Here is a 20196-nt window from a genome sequence, read left to right on the forward strand (position 1 = left end):
CCCAAGCATGCCGTCGAAAAGGAGAAGACATGGCACACACACTTTTGGTGGTTACCGGCGCGAACTCCATCGCGCTCGCAGACTCCACGGCGCACCCGACCGGATTCTGGGCAGAGGAACTTGTCGAACTGCATCGGGGCCTCGTTAGTGCCGGTCACGACGTGGACCTTGCAACGCCAGGCGGTGTGCATCCGGTGGTCGACCCTGGCAGCCTCGTCGGGGAACACGCCGAGGACTTAAAGGCGTACCTCGCCTCGATCGACGGATTCCTCGCGCGCCCGCGTGCTCTCGCGGACATTCGCTCAGGGCAGTACGACGCGATCATTCTGCCGGGCGGCCACGGGCCAATGGTCGACCTTGCGTTCGATGCATACCTCGGGCGCCTCCTCATAGACGCGATTGACCGCGATGCGGTCGTGGGGGTGCTGTGTCATGGACCGGCTGGGCTGCTCAGCGCGGTGCGCCAAGACGGGTCGCTCGCGTTCGCAGGTCGCCGATTGGCCGTGTTCACCGATGACGAAGAGCGCCAGGGGGGACTCGGCGACGCGTCGCCATATCTGGTGGAGTCCCGGCTGAGGGCACTCGGTGTTCTTGTCGAGTCTGGCAAGCCCTGGTCGGTAACCGTCGTCACCGACGGATCACTCGTAAGCGGTCAGAATCCGCAGTCCAGCATCGCGACTGCTCGGGCGCTAGTCGAGGTGCTTTCGGGTCGCTGATCGACGGTCGGCGCAACCTGATCGTCAGCATCGAGTCACCCGAAGTCGAGGTTGATTTGTGGACGCCGGTCTATCAGCAGGTGCGGTCCACGATTGAGATTTCTAGGGGACGGGACGTACCTGTCGTCCTCGAGCTGACCGTCGAACTGAGAACAACTTGAGAAACATTGAGCGGAAACGAGTACAAGCGAAGAGGGCGTCCAGTCGACCTGTGCCGCGTCAGTTGGGTCCGAACCCGCTCATCTGATCGAGTAGGGCCGCTGCGCAAGGAGTTCAAATCCCTCCGTCTCCGCCACTTTCGCCCGTTTTGAGCCTGTTTCACGCGGCTTCGTTGGGCTTGGATGCTTCTGGTCCCGACTCGTTCGTGGGCAAAGAGACCGCCTGGCCAGCGTGCCTATTCCACTCGGCGCTCAGCGTTATGCAGTCTGCGTGGCACGTATCTGCCTCGTGTGTCGAGACGCGTGCTCTGGCGGGTTCGATGGGTGCGTCTCGTAGCTTGGTGTCAATTCCTGCGGGGTTCTCGTCGTCGTTGACGTAGGAGGGCCATCGTGGGATGACCAGTTGTTTCCGCCAAGAAGCAAAGAAGAGATCCCACGATGACCCAGAATCAGTCTGCCTTGACGACCCTGATCGCAGAAGTCCTCGCCGATCCTGACCTCGCCCATTCCGACGTGTTCCGTCGGATGCTGCAGGCGGGGCTGCAGGACCTTGTTGACGCGGAAGCGACCGCGAAGATCGGCGCGGCCCGTTACGAACGCACGGCGGAGCGCACCACGCGTCGCAACGGTGCTCGCGCGAAGACGCTCGCCACGCCCGCGGGGGAGGTCGACATTCAGATTCCGAAGCTGCGGGAGGGGTCGTTCTTCCCGAGCCTGCTCAGCCCACGCCGCCGTGTCGACAAGGCGCTCTACGCGGTGATCTGCCAGGCCTGGATCGACGGAGTCTCCACCCGCAAGGTCGACCAGCTCGTCCGCGCGCTGGGCAACGACACCGGCATCAGCCGGTCCACCGTCTCCCGCATCTGCTCCGAGATCGATGAGGTGGTGCACGAGTTTCTGCACCGCCGGCTCGATCACACCTGGTTCCCGTACCTGTTCCTGGACGCCACCTACCTCGACGTGCGCCACCGTGGCCGGGTTCTCTCCCAAGCCCTCATCGTCGCGACCGGGGTCAGCGGCGACGGCCGTCGGGAGATCCTCGGGATGGCTCTCGGCGACGCGGAGACGACGGACTTCTGGACCGAGTTCCTCCGCTCCCTCCGCGACCGCGGTCTGAAAGTCTCCACCGACACAGACCCGCTCGGCGTGACCCTCGTCACGTCCGACGCTCACGCCGGCATCAAAGCCGCCGTCAAAGCGATCCTCCCCGGATCGGGCTGGCAGAGATGCCGCGTCCACTTCGCTCGTAACGTCACCCAGAAGCTCGGATCGGCACGCTCCAAGCCCGTCAACGCGCTGATCTCGACGATCTTCGCGCAGACCACCCCCGAGGCCGTGATCGCCCAGTATCACCAGGTCTCCACGTCCCTCCGCGGGTCGTTCCCGGAGATCGCAGACATGCTCAATGCTGCCGAAGCAGACCTCACCGGATTCGCGCCGCTCCCGCGTGAGCATTGGCAGAAGGTCTGGTCCAACAACCCGATCGAGCGCCTCAACCGTGAGATCAAACGCCGCGCCGACGTCGTGCAGATCTTCCCCGACCGCGACTCCGTCACCCGCCTCATCGGCGCCGTCCTGCAGGAGCAGCACGAGGAATGGCAATACGGTGAACGCCGCTACCTCTCCGACATCTCCATGCGCAAACTCGTCCACACACTCCAAGACCACGCCGAGCCTGAGCGCCCCGACCTGTTCCTCACCGCCTGACCCTCACCCATCAAGGAAGCAGCCGGATTGACACCACAACACGGGACTTGACCGGTTCGATTTGTTAGTTCAGTCAAGCTGCCCACGCTTTGCCCACCTGAGACCGAGGGCCGATACCTCTGGCTCGCGCCTCGCTCAGCCGAAAAGTCGACTCGCCTCGAGGTAGCGCTCCGCAGACACCCGTTTCGATGCGCCCAGAGCGCTTTCGAGTGGGACGTCATCCACCTCGGTCCCGTGGAGGGCAACCATGCGTCCCCATGATCGGTTTGCCGCCAGCTCGACGGCTGCCATTCCAAAACGCGTTGCGAGTACCCGATCGAATGCGGTCGGCACGCCTCCGCGCTGGATGTGTCCGAGCAGGGAGGCGCGTGTTTCGATCCCGGTGTGTTCCTCGATCAGCGAGGCCATACGGTCGCCGATCCCACCGAGGCGGGGCCTCCCGAATGCGTCGTTGCCTCTGGTCGAATGAGCAGTCTCGGCACCCTCCGGGACGAAGCCCTCGGCGATGACCACGAGCGGTGCGCGCCCGCGGGTGCGCGCAGAGTTGACCCAACCCAGGAGTTCCGCGGTGGTCGTAGCGTGCTCGGGGATGAGGATCGCGTGCGCTCCGGCCGCCATACCGGAGTGCAACGCGATCCAACCAGCGTGACGGCCCATGACCTCGGCGACCATGCAGCGGCCGTGGGAGTCGCCGCTCGTGCGCAACCGGTCCATCGCATCGGTCGCGATCGACACGGCTGTGTCGAATCCGAACGTCATATCGGTTGCGTTCAGGTCGTTGTCCACCGTTTTCGGTACGCCCAGAACGGGGAATCCTGCGGTGTGAAGTCGGTGTGCGACGGCAAGAGTTCCATCGCCTCCGATGGCGAGGATGGCGTCGATCCCCTGTTCGCGCATGACGTGTTTCACCGCTTGTTCGCCACCGAACTCCCAGGGGTTGGTCCGACTCGTGCCGAGGATGGTACCTCCGAGCCGAGCGATGCCTCGGACGTCGCTGCGTTCGAGGTTCATCACATCGCCGGTCGCGGTGCCCCGCCATCCGCCACGGAAGCCTGCGAAAGAAAATCCATGTGCCTTCGTGCCGTGAAGAACCGCTCCACGGATGACCGCATTGAGACCAGGGCAGTCCCCGCCGCCGGTAACGATGCCGATCCTCATATCAGCGTGGTCCGACAACGTTCGGCACAGAGATCACGGCCAGGCTTCCCGAACCGTCCGCATTCGCCTCGGTGCGATGGGGAAGGAAGGCCGCCGCGCCGGGAAACAGCGGGACGCTGCGGACCCCATCACTGATCGTGCTTTCCCCCCGCAAGCCGACAACGATTCGGGGACCGCCCCCGGCGATCGCGACCTCGCCGGAGCGCAGATCGTGGACGCGCAGGTGGAACTCTTCCGATACTCGGGCACCGGGTCCGTCGGGATCGTGGGGGCGGCTCACGTTGGCGGGGTCGGTGAGGACGTTCGCGATCGATTCCTCGATGTCGACGCGCTTGGAGGTGAGGCCCAGCCGGAAGACGTTGTCGGAGTTGGCCATCACCTCGAGGGCGAGTCCGGACATGTACGCGTGGGGAACGCCCGAGGCAACCATCACGGAATCACCGGGATCGAGGTGCACTTTCCGAAGCATCAGGCTGACCGCGACGCCGGGGTCGCCCGGGTACTGCTCCGCGAGGGCGAGGAGAGTCTGCGCGGGTACGGAGCCATGGTCAGCGAGGGTACGTGCTTGTGCCACGACCTCGTGGACGTCCGTCGTGGAGGCTCGTGCCAGCGTTGCGAGCGCCGACGCGATACCCGAGGTGCCGTGGGTGGAGAGCTCCGCACGTGCCGCACGCGCAACCGGATGGTCGAACATGTCCAGTGCCTGCAGCGCTTCATCCAGAGGGAGGAGCCCGACCAGCCCCTCGAATGCGGTCAGAGCGAAGATCTGCTCCGGCTTGTGACGTGGGTCCACGAACATCCGCTCTCCGGCCGGATCGTGCAGTTCTGCTGAATAGCCCGCACGGGCCCGCGCCTGGTTCGGATGAACCTGCAGCGAGACGGCCTGCCCCGGCGCGATGAACTTCACGAGGAATGGCAGCGCGCCATCGAAACGCTCGGATACCTCTTCGCCCAGTACGCTCACGTTGTCTGCGCGGATCAGTTCCTCGAGTGTTCCTCCGTCGTCCAGGTGTGAGGGCCCGGAGGGATGGGCGCCGTACCAGATCTCGGCGAGTGGTTCCCCGGCACGGCCGAGCCCGGTGAGGCTTTGTATCGCAGAGCGCGAGCCCCAGGAGTATTCCTTCAGAGTCGGCTGCAGACGATGCATGTGCGCCCCCATTATCCGAATCGATCCACGTCGTCGGGAAGCTGTGGCCACCCACCCATGTACTGGCATGTGAACGATCCACGTTCGGTTCCACTCCGCAACGATTGCTCGACGTCCTCGCCGCGCAGTCGGGCCGCGATGAACCCCGCCATGAAGGAGTCGCCAGCACCTGTCGTATCGACAACGTCCACAGGATGCGCCGGCACACGCCATCGCATGGACGCCTGCCCGGCTCGAGCGCCCTGCGCGCCCAGCGTGGCCACAGCGATGTGGGCGGAAGTCGCGAGCGCCTGAGTGAGGCTCCGCTCGGCCGCGGATTCGTCCTCGCTCGCGGAGGCGAAGTGGACGGCGAGGCTGTGCCACTCGGGCGATACGCTGCAGTCCTGGCTCATGGGCGGGCCGGACGGCCGAGCTAGGTATTCACCGAACGATCGTGACCGGCTCAGCATCCCAACATGCACCCAGCGGGCGGTGGAGATTCGGTCCATCGCCGTTTCGTCCGGATAGTAGTCGGCGGTGACACCGAAGTCTTCGGACTCGAAGCGTCGGTCTCCGTTGGCGTCTCTTCGAATCGTCGTCAGCGCGGTAGCGCCGTCGGCGGTGACCATGTCGAAGAGATCCACGCCACGGGCACGTGCGGCCGTGCGTACGATGTCCGCGTTCGCATCGGTGCCGACGGCACCGAAGTAGCCCACTCGGAAGCCGAGCATGGCGAGTTGGACAGCGACATTGAGGGCGTTCCCTCCGACCAGATCGCCCAGTTCTGGTTCGTCGAGGAATCGATCGATGGTGTTGTCACCGACGACGGCGACGTCGAGTCTCTCGGGTGGCATGGAGCTCCTCAGTTGCGGTTCCGGTCGGATTGTTGAGGGGGCCCAGCGCGGACAAACGCAGCGGGCCCCCTCAACGTACGCCCTCTTAGAAGTCGCCCTTTTTGTAGTAGCGACGAGTCGTCAGCGGGTGGTCTCGAACGATCTCGAGGTGAGCGCTCAGGCGCTCGAAGATCGCGGCGAGCACGATGGGGGAGATGAGTGCTCGGACGCGCTCTGAGATGCCCGGCAGAGCGAAGTCCTTCGTGTCGAAGACGCGCAACTTTCTCGTCACCGTCGGGGCGAAGCGCTCCACTCGCTCGGCTAGTGCGCGCTGCTCATCCTCGCCCTTGACGAGAATGACGCTCGTGTCCTCCTCGAGCAGTTCCAGCGTGCCGTGGAAGAAGTCCGAAGCGTGGACCGGCCGCGTCCAGATCCACTGCATCTCTTCAAGGATGCACATGCCGTAATACCAGGCCTCGTACCAAGCACCGCCGGCGCCGGTGAGGATGTGATTCTGCTCGTCCTTGATCTCCAGAGCGAAGGCCTCGGCCCTCGGCTCGAACGCCCGCTTGACCTCGACCAGGAGCTCGGGCAGCGTCTGCAGTTCAGCGACGACATCGTCGTAGCCGTCGTACTCACCGCGGAGGTCCATGATCGCGAGCGCGATGAAGAGCGTCTGCAGGTAGAAGTTCTCGCTGGACGTGTCGTCGGCGCAGAAGTTGCTGAAGTTGATGTCCGCCATTACTGCGAGCGGGGAGTCGGCCTTCGCTGTGAGCGTGAGCACGCGGGCCCCCTTGCTGCGCACGAACTCCAACGCGGCGACGGCTTCCTTGGTCGTGCCGGAGACCGAGGGGAAGACGACGATCGAGGCGGGACCCAGGTTGGCGTTGCCGGAGTTCACCAACTCGGCTGCCATGTCGATGAATGTCGGGAACGTGGACTTGGTCTGCAGGATGCGCGCAGCCGGCTGCGTCAAGAAGTTCACTCCGCCGGCGCCCGCGAAGAAGATGTTCTTCGCACCGTTGTCGAGCTCCTTCTTGAGCGCCTCTCGAATCTCTGCTGCAAGCCCTACGGCGCCGCTCTGAATGTCTACGTAGCGGGCTTCATCGAAGTTCAGCATGCACCTCATACCTTTCGTGGATGTTGTCTGATCAAAAGACTAGATGTCGGACAACCATACATGAGGTCGGTCATGTCGAGAAGATCGACCCGAATGCGCTGGAGGATGCTTCGCTCTCCGGCTATCGGTTGTTATGGTCGAGGCATTGCGCGACGCCACTGTCTGACAATGTCAGGAACGAGATGTGCGCGTCCTGTCCGAGAAGGTGAGCCGAATGAACCCCGCAGGAAAAGCGAGCATGGTCGAGCGGGTCTACGACCAGGTGCAGGAACTGATCTCGGAGCTGGGGCTCAAGCCGGGCGACCGACTGAACACCGAGTCGGAGCTCTCCGAGTTGTTCGGAGTCTCGCGTTCGACGGTGCGCGAGGCCCTGCGCCTGCTCGAGCAGGAGGATGTCGTCCATGCGATCCAGGGGCAGGGGCGCTTCATCTCGGCGTCCGTTTCTCTGCGGGTGGAACGGCCGATGACCAAGTACGAGAGCATCACAGAGGTACTCACCGCCCGCGGGTATCGCGTGAGCAGCGCGGTCCTCGACGTGTCGATCGGCGCCGCTGACGATGAAGAAGCCGAGGCCCTGCGAATCCAGCCCGGTGCCGAGGTGATTCGGTTGCTGAGGATTCGCTATGGAGACGATGAGCCACTCGTCGTGAGCGCCAACACCCTCCCGCGGTCCACCCTGCCCGGCCCGATCGAGCACCGAGACTGGGGCGGCTCACTCACTGCGGCGCTCGCCACTCATGGGCACCACGTCAACGCGTCTATCGCGACGATCTCGGCCGTCGACCTTCCGCAGGAGTGGCAGGAGCGTTACAAGCTCGCTGGGCTGGGCCCGTGGCTGCTGGTGAAGGAGGTCGGGATGAGCCGTCAGGGCGAGCGTGTCCTCTACGCGGCCGACTACCACCGCGGCAGCGAGATGTCTTTCAGCGTGCTCCGGCAGCGATAGCGCTCGCGCGCCCCTGGGTCGGACCCGTGTGTCCACCCTTCGCTGGAGCGCGGCGTGGTGCACATTGCGCTGGGATCGGGACGGGGCACGACGCTGTGGTTCCGCGGCACGAACAGCCCAACTATGTTTCAGTCCAATTACGCATGGTCTGATGTCTTGACTTGTTGTCAGACATCGCTCTAAGTTGCTAGTCAACCTCCTTGCGAGGTTGTACCCGCACCAGCCTTGCTGTTGTCGGACGTGGCCGTCCTCATTCGTCAGTGGACACCGGCCTCCGCAGCAGCCTCATCCACATCAACGGCGAACAGAGAACGAGGACCAATCATGAACAGAAACAGCAAGCACGCATCTTTCGGCATCGGCGTCGGGATCCTGACGTCCGCTCTCGCCCTGGCGGGATGCGCCGGCAGCGGCGATGCGTCGAGCAGCGGTGGATCAGAGCAGATCACGGTCGCGTTCATCCCGGGCATCGCCTCCGATCCGTTCTTCCGGGCCATGGAGATCGCCGCCAAGGAGGAGGCCGAGGAGCTGGGGATTCGTCTCATCTGGCAGGGCGCTGCCGATCAGTACTCGCCTCAGTCGCAGCTGCCTTTCGTCGACGCGGCTCTGACGGAGGACCTCGACGCGCTCGTGCTCGTTCCCACCGACGCTGACGCACTTCAGCCCAGCGTGACCAAGGCGACGGCTCAGGGCGTGCCCGTGATCACCGTAGACACGACCGTGTCTGACCGCTCCGACCTCGTGTCCCACATCACCGGCGACAACCGCGACGGTGGCGAGCGCGCTGCCGAGGAGATGGCTGCTCAGACAGGCGGCAGCGGGAAGGTTCTGGTGATTTCTGCATCGCCGACCAACACCACAGGAACACAGCGCGTGGAGGGATTCGAGCAGGCCCTCTCCGACGACTACGAGGGCCTGGAAATGCTTCCCGTGCAGTTCGCATACAGCCAGCCCTCCGAGGCGACGACCATCCTCAACACCACACTGTTGGAAAACCCCGATCTCGCGGGCGTCTTCGCCGTTGATGGCACGTCCTGCACCGGAGCCGTCGCCGCGCTGAACAACTCCAACATGGTCGGCAAGGTCAAGTTGATCTGCTACGACGCCTACGCCGCGCAGGTCGAAGAGCTGGAGGCCGGCGCGATCTCCGCGCTCATCGCGCAGGACCCGGCCCAGGAGGCCCGGCTCGCTCTCCAGTTCGCATACGCCAGGGCGACCGGCGTCGGCGAGGACGAGATCAAGGAAGAAGTCGTGATCCCCAACGTCGTCATGAACCTCGACAACCTCGACGAGACCCGCAAGTACCAGTACGCCGAGTGAACGCGATGACCAACGACACGAAATCGAATAGTCCGAGCGTCGAGACGAGCCCGATCGTCTCGGGGAGGGGCGAACGATGGAAGGAGCTCGCGACGCGGCAAGAGACGCTTCTGATCGGCGTTTACATCGTGATGGTGTTGGTTTTCTCGTTGCTGAATCCGCGCTATTTCTCCACGGCGTCCTTCGGGAACATCCTCCAGGACTTCGCGCCCGTCCTGCTCATGGCGATCGGGCAGACGTTCGTCATCATCACGGGCGGGATCGACCTGTCGGTCGGCGCCGTGCTCGGGCTCTCCGGAGTCTCCGCAGCGCTCGCCATCCGGAGCACGACGGAGAGCGGGATGGATCCGGCGCTGAGCATCACGGTGGGAATCATCGCCGCGCTCGCCGTGGGTGCGACGGTGGGAGTCGTCAATGGTCTCTTGATCACTCGGGTCCGGCTTGCGCCATTCATCGCGACGCTAGCGACGATGGGTGTTTGCCTGGGCACGACACTCGTGATTACCGGCGGAGTGCAGATCGCTGGCGCTCCGAAGCAGGTCGTGCTTCTGGGTAATACGCGGTTCCTCGAGATTCTCACCGTGCCCCTCATAGTGGTCTTCGGCATTCTCGTGATCGCGTGGCTGACGCTGTCGCGGACGCGGTTCGGGCGGCACACCTACGCCATCGGGTCCAACCAGTTCGCCGCGCGAGTCGCTGGCATCAACGTGGACCGACACCTCATGAAGGTCTACGTCATCGGAGGCATTCTCGCTGCGGTCGCCGGGCTCTTCGTCTACTTCCGTCTCGGCTCGGGCTCACCGTCTTCGGGACGCGGGGGCGAATTGCAGGCGATCGCCGCAGCGGTCATCGGCGGCGTGAGTCTCATGGGCGGGGTCGGACGCGTGACCGGAACCGCGCTGGGCGCGCTCATCACCGCCAGTGTGCTGAGCGGACTGATCCTCATCGGCATCGAGCCCAACGCCCAGCAGATCGTCGTCGGTGCGCTCATTGCCGTGGCTGTCGCCGTTCAGGGCATCGGCCGCGCCAATTCCCGAAGCTAAGGAGCACGACATGAACGCAGAGCCCGTGTACCAGGTGACGGGTGTCACCAAGAAGTACGGGAACGTCCTCGCACTCGAGGACGTCGACTTCTCCGTCGCGGCAGGCGAAGTCGTCGGTCTCGTCGGCGACAACGGCGCGGGCAAGTCGACCCTCGTCAAGGTCTTGTCCGGGGCACACCGTCCCGATCGGGGCGAAATACGTCTCGACGGCGCTCCCGTGCAGTGGCACTCGCCGCAGCAGGCGTTGGAGAGCGGAATCGAGACCCTCTATCAGGACTCGTCTCTCGCCCCGGACCTGACGGTGAGCGCCAATGTCTTTCTGGGGCGGGAGGAAGTGGTGCCGGGCTTCTGGGGTCGGCTGGGGTTTCTCGCCAACCGGCGAATGGACGAGGTGGCGCGACAAGAACTGGAGAAGGTCGGGATCGCGGTTCCGTCCTCGACCCGAACGGTCTCGCGCCTCTCTGGCGGGCAACGCCAGGCCGTTGCCATCGGTCGTGCCGCCGCATGGGCGAGCAAGGTCATCATCCTGGACGAACCGACCAACCACCTCGGTGCGCGACAGTCCGCCGAGGTCCTGGAAGTCATCAAACAGGCGAAGATGAAGGGGCTCGCGGTCGTCTTCATCTCGCACACGCTCCCGCACGTCCTCGAGGTGACGGATCGCATCGTGGTCTTGCGACTCGGACGTGTCCTGGTCGACGCGCCGACGAGCACCTTCACGCCTGACAGCCTCGTCAAGGCGATCACCGGGCTGAGCGGGGCCGCGTGATGGGCTCGACCAACGAGAACGCCACCGCCAGACTCGAGGCGCTCGATGCGGCGATCCTGGAGCACGCACAAGAGGCCGAGCGCCTCCTGATCGACCTCGTCGCCGTCCCCAGCGTGAACCCGCTGCAACCGGGCGTTGACGCCGAGACCTACGCGGGCGGCGAATCCCGTGCCAACGAGCTCTTCGGCGAATGGCTTCGAGGCGCCGGTATGGAGACGCAGACCGTAGAAGCCGAGACCGGCAGGGCGAACCTCGTGGGCATCCGTCGGGGAAGCGGTGCCGGACGATCGCTCGGGATCAACGCTCACATCGACACGGTCGCCCCCCAGAGCGGGCGGTTCGAGAACCCGTGGAAGGCGGAACGCATCGGCAACCTGCTCTACGGGCTGGGTGCGACGGACATGAAGGCCGCGCATGCGGCTGCATGGCTCGCCGTGAAGGCTCTGAACGATGTGGGAGTCGTCCTGGATGGGGATCTGCATATCCACTCCGTCGTCGGTGAAGAGACGATGAGCCACGGTCTCGGCACGACCGCGGTTCTCGACGCCGGGTTCGATGTCGACGCCGTCCTCATCCCGGAACCCACCTCCAGCGGCGCCGATCTGTTCCGTCTCGCGAACACGGCAGCGGGCAACTACCTCTTCTCGCTCACGGTGCGAGGGAAGTCCACCCACTGGGCTTCGCGAAATCTCGCCATCCGGGCAGGCGGAGGCGGGGACGCCGTCGGGGTCAACGCCATCGACAAGGGCTTCTACATCTACAGCGCCATGCGTCAGCTCGAAGAGCAGTGGGCCTTCACCAAGAAGCATCCGCAGTTCCCCGCCGGCGCGTTCATCATCCATCCAGGTGTGCTGCATGCCGACATCGGGTTTGCAGCGGCTCCGTACTTTCCCGACCGTGCCCGGTTCGACTATCTCCTCTCGTTCCCGCCGGGGGAGACGTCGGAGCAGATCCGAGAGGAGATCGAGGCGCACATCAACGCCGCGGCTGCGCTGGATCCGTGGCTCGCCGCTCACCCCGTGGAGTTCGAGTGGATCGATACGTGGCCGCCTGCCTACACGGATCCTTCGTCGGATTTCGCCAGGATCGCACTCGACGCACGCAACACCGTCGCGACCGCCCTGGGAGCGCCGTCGCTGGAGGCACCGCAAACCAATGGTGCGCAGTCCGACGCTTCCTTCTACGAGGCGCGAGGCATTCCGGCCCTCGTCTGCGGACCGGGAAATCTCCTGGTCGCGCACTCCGCAGACGAGTTCGTCGACGTAAATCTGATCCCCGCGGCAGCGAGCATGATCGTTCGCACCGCACTGGGTTGGTGCGGGGGATGACGAATCGGACGGTTCGCGTCCCGGGACGGCCTCATCGGTGATGACCCACTTCGATGCGGTGGTGTTCGACTGCGACGGAGTCCTCGTCGACAGTGAGGTGCTGTCCGCGAGGGTGTCGCAGCGAATACTGAGCGATCTCGGCTGGAACGCCGCGCTCGAAGAACTGATGGAGCTGTTCACCGGCTGCTCGCAGGAGTTCTTCGTCGCTGAGATCGAGCGACGGATCGGGCGGCGATTGGAACCCGGATGGGATGATCCGTATGCGGGCTGGCTCATGGAAGCGTTCCGGTGCGAGCTCACCGCGGTGCCCGGGATCGAGAGTGCGCTCGAGCAGATCGCGCTCCCTGTCGCCGTCGCATCCAACAGTGGACGCGAGCGCATTCGGAGCAGTCTCGACCTCGTCGGCCTGCTCCCGCGGTTCGCCGGAAAGATCGCGAGCGCTGAAGACGTCGTCGCAGGGAAACCCGAACCGGATGTGTATCTGCGAGCGGCGGAGATCCTGGGGGTCGCGCCCGAGCGCTGCATAGCCATCGATGACAGCGCTTTCGGGGTCGAGGCGGCCCGACGGGCCGGTATGTATGTGCTGGCGTACGGCCCTGGCGCGGCGACACGAGCCGGAGATGGCGTTCCCTCGATAAGCGACTTGCGCCTGCTCCCGGCCGTCGTGGATCGGCTGGTCAGCCTGGGGTCCACCGCCTCCGGGAGAAGATAGGTCCGCAGTGCGACAAGGTGTTTCGTGGTCGATTGATGGGAACTACGAGGTGACTCGAAGATGCGGCGCTTGCCGCGACGATTGTCTGGCAATCAGGACGCTCGGGAGCTGAACTTCGCGTGCGGGATCGTCGAGGCCATTCACCCGCTGCATGACCATCCGAGCGGCAAGTGCTCCCAGCTCCCGAACAGGCTGAGATACGACGGACAGAGCTCGTTCGAATCCCCCACTCCATGGGCTGTTGTCGAAGGTGCTGACCGATAGGTCGTCGGATATGTGTAGTCCAGCTTTCCGTGCGGCTGCCAGAGCGGAGAGCGCCACAAGGCTGTCCGTAGCGAGTATCGCCGTCGGCGCATCCTTCTTCTCGAACCGTGCCGCGGCTGTGGTGTTGACGGGGAATGTCCACTGGTGGGACAACCCCCGCGCCCTGAGGCGCCTGCAGGCCAGTGAGCCCGACCAGTGGTGCCGACGTCGGGGCTGCGAGGACTGGCCGCTCGGTCCGACGGTGGCTGCAGCGATTTCGAGGGTCGACATCGCGCGAAGCGCCGATTCCTTATAGTTTGTACCCCAACGAAATACGCGTCCACGATCAAGGGAGAACGTGTGCAGTTTTACCGAGACGGATACCGCCCCGGCGATCCCGATATCCAGCCTGCCGCGACCGAAGCGCTCGCGCGATCGGACGAGTTCCCCGCGGAACTCGACGTGCTGATCGTCGGCACCGGACCCGCAGGTACGGTGCTGGCCGCGCAGATGGCGGAGTTCCCCGGCATCTCGACCCGCATCATCGAACGTCGGGCCGAGCCTCTCGCGGCTGGCCACGCGGATGGGGTGGCTTGCCGCACCGTCGAAATGTTCCAGGCGTTCGGTCTTGCCGACGCGCTGCTGCGCGAGGCGTACTGGGTGAACGAGGTGCGGTTCTGGGGGCCGTCGGAGACCGATCGTTCGAAGATCGTGCGCACTGGGTGGGTTGAGGACACCCCCGCGGGGCTCAGTGAGTTCCCTCACGTGATCGTGAACCAGGCGCGTATGCAGCAGTACCTGCTGGAGTATGCCGCGCGCTCGGCGAGCCGGCTTGAGGCCGACTATGGCCTCGAGTTCGTTGGGTTCGAGATGGTCGAGGGCGATCGACCCGTGGCGGTCACCCTCCGGCGCACCGCGGGGATGAACGAGGGTGAGGAATTCGTCGTCCACGCCCGCTACGTCGTCGGATGCGACGGCGCCCGGAGCAACGTACGCCGGTCGCTCGGTATACGGCTCGAGGGCGACGCGGCGAACCACGCCTGGGGCGTGATGGACGTGCTCGCCACGACAGACTTCCCCGACTGGCGCACGAAGAACGTTGTGCAGTCGGCAGGCAAGGGAAGTCTTCTCATGATCCCGCGCGAGGGCGGGAACATGGTGCGCATCTACGTCGATCTGGGGGAGGTAGCCGCGGGAGACCGGGCCATCCGCGGCACATCGGCAGAGCAGCTCCGTGCGATTGCGAACGCGATCCTGGATCCCTATTCGATCGATGTGAAGGAAGTCGCTTGGTCGAGCGTGTACGAGGTCGGCCAGCGGGTTGCCAGAGGCTTCGATGATCTCGGTCCCGAGCCGCCGGCGAACGCCGTGCCCCACCTGTTCCTCGCGGGCGACGCATGCCACACGCACAGTGCAAAGGCGGGGCAGGGCATGAACGTGTCGATGCAGGATGCATTCAATCTCGGATGGAAGCTCGCCGCCGTGCTGCAGGGACGCTCGGATGCGTCGCTCCTCCGTACATACTCGGAGGAACGCCAGGCGATCGCGACCGATCTGATCGAGTTCGACAAACACTGGTCTGCATTCATAGCCCAGCCTTCGCGCGATCCCGAGCATCCCGAGCGCGGCGGGGTCTCGCCCGAGGAGATGCAAGCCGAGTTCGCTCGGCAGGGCCGGTACACCGCCGGCCTCGCCACCACCTATGCGACCTCGATCCTCACCGGAACGCTCGATCACCAAACCCTCGCAACGGGGTTCGAGGTCGGAGCGCGGTTCCATTCTGCCCCGGTGCGGCGTGTGGCTGACGCCCGGCTGATGCAGCTCGGACACGCGCACCGCGCCGACGGTCGCTGGCGTCTCTACGCGTTCGGTGACGAATCCGGAGCCGAACTACAAGACCTGCTCGCTTGGCTCGGCAGCGACGTGGGCTCTCCCGTTAACACGTTCCGCTCACCGCATGCCGACATCGACGCCGTTATCGACGTGCACGCGGTATTCCGGGGCTCGCATCACGACATCGACATGACCTCGCTGCCCGAGATTCTGCTGCCGATCTCGGGACCTCTCGGTTTGCAGGATTGGGAGAAGGCGTGGGCGGCCGACCCCGCCGACGACATCTTCGCGCGGCGCGGCATCGCCGCGGACGGGGCGATGATCGTCGTGCGTCCAGATCAATACATCGCACACGTGCTGCCGCTGACTGCACGCGACCAGCTGTGCGCGTTCTTCGGCGGTGTCCTGCGCCCGGTGTGATTGGCTGACACGATTGATGCCGTGACCGCCCACGACCTCCCCGAATCGATTGCCGAGCCGCAGCGGCACGTCGGCAATCTGATCCGCCGTGCCCAGCAGTTGCACTTGGCTACGTGGGCGCGCACGGTGTCTGCGGAGATCACCAGCGCGCAGTACAGCATCCTCGCTGTGTTGAACCGCCTCGGCGGAGCGAGCCAGCGCGAGTTGTGCGATGAAGTCGACCTCGACCGCTCCACCATCACTGACCTCGTTCGCCGGATGGAGCGTGCCGGGCTCATCAGCAGGCAGCGCGCGGACGGCGACGCGCGACGTAACGTCGTCACCCTCACCGAGCGGGGCGAGAGCGAGCGTCGTCGCCTCGCACCGCTCGTTCTTGAGGTGCAGCGCGAGCTGACCCAGCACATGGACCCCGCGGAGGCAACGGCGCTCTACCGCGCGCTGTGGTCGCTTCTCGAGCGATAGGGTCCGTGCTTACTCGGCAGCACCGGCTGTGGGCGCCGGCGGGCCGCCCCAGCCGGCGAGCGTCGCCGACTGCCACGGACCTGCGGCGCGGATCAATTTTCCGGTGAGGTCGGGGATCGCTCCAGGCAGTGCGGTCAAGCTGCTCGCGTTGCACGCTTGACCAGACGGGCTCGTTGTCCAGCCCGGCGGTCGTGATGCGACGCTGGGTGAGCGGACTATGCCGTGGCCGACATGCCCTCATTCGCCCTCCGGGCAATGAGACGTGCGAAGATCTGCGAACAACTGAATCCCCGCAGGCGTAGACGAACCTCCACGAGAATCATCGAGAAACCGCGCTACATCGAGTTGAACCCTCCTGCCGGACCGAGCAGCCTCGTCTGGACCGGATTCAGATCCCTCCGTCTCCGCGAGAATACAACTGATCAGGGTAATTTTCACGAGACGGCATCGAGGGGACTTTGCTCCGGTCCTGCACGGGCGCGCTTTGCCGCGCGGGGAGTTCGATGCGCAGAGCCGTTCCCTCGCCGAGAACGGACGATACGGAGACGTCTCCTCGATGCGCGCGAACGATTTCGCGGACGATGGCGAGCCCCAGACCTGTTCCCGCACCGCCTGAACTTGGGCGTTGGTGGCTCGGAAGAAGCGCTCGAAAACATGAGGGATGTCATCGGCCGGGATGCCCATTCCCGTGTCGGTGATGTCGATCGTGACGCTCGGGCTCCCATTCAGCCTTCTGGCCGCCATCACTTCGACATCCACGCATCCCGCAACCGGCGTGAATTTCACCGCATTCTCGATCACGTGCGTGAAGGTCTGTTCGAGCTGGTCCTCGTCGCCCTCGACGATCGTCGCGACGTCACCGCCGATCCTGAGGCTCACCTTCCGTGAGTGGGACAGAGGGCGCAGCGATTCCTCGACTCGGTGCAGCATCGCACCGATCTCGAATCGGCGCCCCCCTGGCTGAGACCGTCTTCGCTGACGAGGTTCCTAGTGGGCGAATGGACTGGCTCCTGCCCGTATGGGTGAAGGAGCTCGAAGCCGCCGAGGCGCGACTGTCCGATGCCCTGATGACGACCCCGGACCTGATGACAGCGAGTCTCTGACCGAGGCGGTCGCCACCCTTTGATAGGGCTGACTCGTCCACCCGATCAGATCGTGATCACCTTCGGTGCGACGAGGCCCTTCATCCCGTGCATGCCGAACTCGAGACCGTATCCCGATGCCTTCGTTCCCCCGAAGGGCACGGCCGGATTGAGCGTCCCGTGCTGGTTGATCCACACCGTGCCGCTCTCGAGGCGGTGGGCGACTCGCTCCGCTTCGACCGGGTCGCCCCACACGGAAGCGCCGAGTGCCTGTTCGGATGCGTTGGCCCGCCGTACGGCGTCGTCGAGATCGGTGTAGCGGATCACCGGTATCACCGGACCGAACTGCTCCTCGTCCACCAGCGGGGCTCCGTCCTCGATGTCCGCGACGATCGTGGGGCGGTAGAAGCGCGGTCCGAGCTCGGGGGCGGCCTCGCCGCCCGTCACGACACGTGCGCCCCGGGCGCGTGCATCATCGACCAGGTGCGAGACGATGTCGAACTGCTGGTCGGTGGACAACGGGCCGAGCTGGCTCGTCTCATCCAGACCGGGTCCGAGCGCCGCGCCCTCGGCCAGCATCGCCAGCTCCCGCACGACGTCGTCGTAGATCGCATCGTGTACGTAGAGCCTCTTGAGCGCCGCGCACGTCTGACCGGTGTTGATGAAGATCCCCCAGAACAGCCCCTGCGCGATCGCCGCGGGATCCGCGCTCGCCAGGACGATCCCGGGATCGTTTCCGCCGAGTTCGAGCGTGAGGCGCGCGAGATTGCCGGCCGAGCTCTTCACGATCTCCCGGCCGGTCTTCGTCGACCCCGTGAACATCACCTTGGAGATACCACGGTGACCGGCCAAACCCGCACCCACCTCGCGGTCGCCCGACACTCCGATCAGTACTCCCTCCGGCAGGTGACGGTTCATCAGCTCGATCAACGCCAGCACGCTGAGAGGGGTGTATTCGCTCGGCTTGGCCACAACCGTGTTGCCGACGCGCAGGGCAGGAGCGATCTGCCACATCGCGATGAGCGCGGGCCAGTTCCACGGGCTGATCGCCGCGACGACACCCAAGGGCACGTAGTGCAATTCCGAGCGGTTTCCCCCTGCTTCGAAGAGCACCTCGGGCTCGAGTTCGAGGTCTGCCGCGCTGCGCAGCCAGACGGCGCAGCCGGCCGCCTCGAAGCGCGCTCCCGCGCCGTTCAGCGGTTTGCCCTGCTCTCGAGCGATGATCTGCGCGAGCTCCTCCGCGTGTGCGTCGATCTCGTCGGCCGCACGGCGCAGGTAGTCGGCGCGCTCGCCCGACGAGAGCCCCGCCCATGACTGCTGCGCGGCATGCGCGCGCACCACCGCGCTGTCGAGATCCTCGATGGTGTGCACGCGTGCCCATCCGATGGTCTCACCGGTTGCGGCATCCGGGATCGCTCTGCCCTCGCGCTCGCCTACGGTGATGGCGTCGAGAAGTGTCGTCGTTGGCTCGGTCATGGTTCCTCCTAGAACTGACGTCGTTGTTGCGTTCGCGCCCGTCCTCTGGAGCCGGGGACGGGCCCCTGGCATGACTCGGGCCATGCCAGGGGTTCGCGGTCTGGTCTCCCCGCCTCGGGGATACGGGGGTCAGAACGGATACTGCCCCGGCTCGCGGCGCATCGTGATCCAGCGCGTCTCCGTGAAGGCCTCGACGTTCGCGCGTTCTCCGCCGTGACGCGAGCCTGTGCCGGAGGCGCCGACGCCGCCGAAGGGCGCGTTCGCCTCGTCGTTCACGGTCTGGTCGTTGATGTGCACGATGCCGGTGGGAATCTGCTTCGCCAGTTCGTACGCGCCGAGCGCATCACGGCTGACGATCCCGAGCGACAGCCCGTAGTCGGTGTCGGCGGCGATGCGCACGGCCTCCTCGTCGGTCGCATAGGCGACCACGGAGGCAACCGGGCCGAATACCTCTTCGCAGTAGGCGGCCGCGTCGCGCGACGGGTGGGCGAGCACGGTGGGTCGATAGAACAGTCCCTCGTAGGTGCCGCCCGCCGCGAGAGTCGCTCCCAGTGCCACCGACTCCTGCACGAGCGCGTGCACGCGGTCTCGCTGGGATGCATCGATGAGCGGGCCCAGGTGCACGTGCTCGGTGGCAGGATCTCCAACGGCCATCGACTCCGCTTTGGCCGCGAGCTTCGCGACGTATTCATCGAACAACGATTCGTGCACGATGTGCCTGCCGACGGTCATGCAGATCTGGCCCTGGTGCAGGAACGCGCCCCAGGCTGCCAAGTTCACCGCCTCGTCGACGTCCGCATCCGCCCGAACGATGAAGGCGGAGTTCCCGCCGAGTTCCAGGTGGGCGCGCGTCAGATGGCGGCCCGCGAGTTCCCCCACGATCCTGCCCGCCCGGGTGGAGCCGGTGAACGCGATGACGCGCACGCGCGGGTCGGCGACCATCGCCTCGCTCACATCGGCGCCGCCGGGAACGAGCTGGAGCAGGCCTGCGGGAAGCCCCGCCTCTTCGAAGATCCGCACCATCGAGACACCGCCCGTGATCACCGTGCGGGGGTCGGGCTTGAGGAGCACGGCGTTGCCGAGTGCGAGCGCGGGGGCGACCGCCCGAATGCCCAGGATCAGGGGGACATTGAACGGAGAGATGACACCGACGACGCCGACGGGCACCTGCTGGGCCAGTGACAGCCGCGGCTCTTCACTGGAAAGTATCGAGCCGAGCGGGGCAGAGGGGAGGGCTGAGGCCTCGTAGCACTCGGCAGCAGTGACGTGCAGCGCGAAACCGGCGAGTGCCGGGACGGCTCCCACCTCCCGGACGTTCCATCCCATGATCTCCTCGGCGTGCTGTTCCCACAGCTGTGCGGCTCTGCGCATCACGGCCGCGCGCACCGGGTGCGGCGTCGCGGCCCACTCCGCCTGCGCGCGGGCGGCGCCTTCGGCGGCGCGAGCGACATCGCCGGGTGAGGCCAAGCCGACCTTGGCGAGAGTTCTTCCGGTAGCTGGTTCGATGGAGTCCGCTTCACCGCCCTCCCCGACGATCCATTCCCCATCGATGTGGATCCGGCCGGAGAAGACCGACTCGTCGATGAGTGCGGGTTGGGTCATTTCGGTTGCGGGCATGGGGTGTATTCCTTCCGAGTTACCGACCAGCGGTAGTCGGCTGGCGCTGACTCTCCCGTAATAGGGCGGCGGCCGCCATCCCTCCCGAGCACGTGTGCGCGGCAGGGAAAGCGGGCTGCGCGCGTGGTCA

Annotated in this window: 19 protein-coding genes; 10 read left to right on the top strand and 9 right to left on the bottom strand. The window is 65.4% G+C overall.

The window, feature by feature from the left end:
• Positions 1–29 precede the first annotated feature (29 nt).
• Together CGU35_RS00295 and CGU35_RS00300 are read left to right on the top strand one after the other, a co-directional pair.
• The gene (locus CGU35_RS00295) at positions 30–716 is read left to right on the top strand and encodes a type 1 glutamine amidotransferase domain-containing protein (RefSeq protein WP_100809673.1); all 687 of its coding nucleotides are present in this window, start codon (positions 30–32) and stop codon (positions 714–716) included.
• 596 nt (positions 717–1312) lie between these two features.
• Positions 1313–2581 carry an IS256 family transposase gene (locus CGU35_RS00300; RefSeq protein ID WP_100809674.1) on the top strand — a complete coding sequence of 423 codons (1269 nt, stop codon included), beginning with the start codon at positions 1313–1315 and terminating at the stop codon, positions 2579–2581.
• 135 nt (positions 2582–2716) lie between these two features.
• Here CGU35_RS00300 and CGU35_RS00305 read toward each other — a convergent pair whose 3' ends face one another.
• The 4 genes from CGU35_RS00305 to CGU35_RS00320 form a co-directional block, all read right to left on the bottom strand.
• Positions 2717–3739 carry an ATP-dependent 6-phosphofructokinase gene (locus tag CGU35_RS00305; RefSeq protein ID WP_100809675.1) on the bottom strand — a complete coding sequence of 341 codons (1023 nt, stop codon included), beginning with the start codon at positions 3737–3739 and terminating at the stop codon, positions 2717–2719.
• 1 nt (position 3740) lies between these two features.
• Entirely contained in the window at positions 3741–4886 is a 1146-nt protein-coding gene (gene manA / locus CGU35_RS00310) for a mannose-6-phosphate isomerase, class I (protein WP_157813851.1), read from the bottom strand.
• A gap of 11 nt (positions 4887–4897) precedes the next feature.
• Complete coding sequence (locus tag CGU35_RS00315) at positions 4898–5719, bottom strand: PfkB family carbohydrate kinase (RefSeq protein ID WP_100809677.1); 822 nt, start codon at positions 5717–5719, stop codon at positions 4898–4900.
• 85 nt (positions 5720–5804) lie between these two features.
• Positions 5805–6818 carry an SIS domain-containing protein gene (locus CGU35_RS00320; RefSeq protein ID WP_100809678.1) on the bottom strand — a complete coding sequence of 338 codons (1014 nt, stop codon included), beginning with the start codon at positions 6816–6818 and terminating at the stop codon, positions 5805–5807.
• A gap of 214 nt (positions 6819–7032) precedes the next feature.
• Between CGU35_RS00320 and CGU35_RS00325 the strand changes: the two genes are divergently transcribed.
• The 6 genes from CGU35_RS00325 to CGU35_RS00350 all read left to right on the top strand — a co-directional run bounded on the left by CGU35_RS00325 (position 7033) and on the right by CGU35_RS00350 (position 12933).
• Positions 7033–7761 carry a GntR family transcriptional regulator gene (locus CGU35_RS00325; RefSeq protein ID WP_100809749.1) on the top strand — a complete coding sequence of 243 codons (729 nt, stop codon included), beginning with the start codon at positions 7033–7035 and terminating at the stop codon, positions 7759–7761.
• 324 nt (positions 7762–8085) lie between these two features.
• Positions 8086–9081, top strand: coding sequence for an ABC transporter substrate-binding protein (locus CGU35_RS00330; protein ID WP_100809679.1), 996 nt, complete (start codon positions 8086–8088; stop codon positions 9079–9081).
• A gap of 5 nt (positions 9082–9086) precedes the next feature.
• Entirely contained in the window at positions 9087–10124 is a 1038-nt protein-coding gene (locus tag CGU35_RS00335) for an ABC transporter permease (protein WP_146048086.1), read from the top strand.
• Positions 10125–10134: 10 nt separating this feature from the next.
• Positions 10135–10893: an ATP-binding cassette domain-containing protein gene (locus CGU35_RS00340; RefSeq protein ID WP_100809681.1), complete on the top strand. Its 759-nt coding sequence runs from the start codon at positions 10135–10137 to the stop codon at positions 10891–10893.
• Complete coding sequence (locus CGU35_RS00345; RefSeq protein WP_100809682.1) at positions 10893–12221, top strand: M20 family metallopeptidase; 1329 nt, start codon at positions 10893–10895, stop codon at positions 12219–12221. Before CGU35_RS00340 ends, CGU35_RS00345 begins: the two co-directional genes overlap by 1 nt.
• Positions 12222–12261: 40 nt before the next feature.
• Positions 12262–12933, top strand: a complete 672-nt coding sequence (locus tag CGU35_RS00350; protein ID WP_100809683.1) for an HAD family hydrolase — start codon at positions 12262–12264, stop codon at positions 12931–12933.
• A 42-nt stretch (positions 12934–12975) separates the two neighbouring features.
• On the opposite strand, the gene CGU35_RS18805 is transcribed toward CGU35_RS00350, so the two are convergent.
• Positions 12976–13467 (bottom strand): substrate-binding domain-containing protein, encoded by a 492-nt coding sequence (locus CGU35_RS18805; protein ID WP_100809684.1) that lies wholly within the window; start codon positions 13465–13467, stop codon positions 12976–12978.
• 69 nt (positions 13468–13536) lie between these two features.
• Here CGU35_RS18805 and CGU35_RS00360 point away from each other — a divergent pair, with 69 nt between their 5' ends.
• Positions 13537–15429 (top strand): FAD-dependent monooxygenase, encoded by a 1893-nt coding sequence (locus CGU35_RS00360; protein ID WP_100809685.1) that lies wholly within the window; start codon positions 13537–13539, stop codon positions 15427–15429.
• Between the two features lie 21 nt (positions 15430–15450).
• On the top strand, positions 15451–15891 hold the full coding sequence (locus tag CGU35_RS00365; protein ID WP_100809686.1) for a MarR family winged helix-turn-helix transcriptional regulator: 441 nt from the start codon (positions 15451–15453) through the stop codon (positions 15889–15891).
• Positions 15892–15900: 9 nt separating this feature from the next.
• Here CGU35_RS00365 and CGU35_RS18690 read toward each other — a convergent pair whose 3' ends face one another.
• The 4 genes from CGU35_RS18690 to CGU35_RS00380 form a co-directional block, all read right to left on the bottom strand.
• On the bottom strand, positions 15901–16029 hold the full coding sequence (locus CGU35_RS18690; protein WP_269800315.1) for a hypothetical protein: 129 nt from the start codon (positions 16027–16029) through the stop codon (positions 15901–15903).
• 99 nt (positions 16030–16128) lie between these two features.
• Positions 16129–16770: an ATP-binding protein gene (locus CGU35_RS00370; RefSeq protein WP_181003480.1), complete on the bottom strand. Its 642-nt coding sequence runs from the start codon at positions 16768–16770 to the stop codon at positions 16129–16131.
• Positions 16771–17039: 269 nt separating this feature from the next.
• Positions 17040–18449, bottom strand: a complete 1410-nt coding sequence (locus CGU35_RS00375) for an aldehyde dehydrogenase family protein (RefSeq protein ID WP_100809688.1) — start codon at positions 18447–18449, stop codon at positions 17040–17042.
• 129 nt (positions 18450–18578) lie between these two features.
• A complete protein-coding gene (locus CGU35_RS00380) occupies positions 18579–20066 on the bottom strand; it encodes an aldehyde dehydrogenase family protein (protein ID WP_219811484.1) in 1488 nt (495 codons plus the stop codon).
• Positions 20067–20196 lie beyond the last annotated feature (130 nt).

This window comes from Microbacterium sp. BR1 (genome assembly GCF_002812725.1).
Taxonomy (GTDB): domain Bacteria; phylum Actinomycetota; class Actinomycetes; order Actinomycetales; family Microbacteriaceae; genus Microbacterium.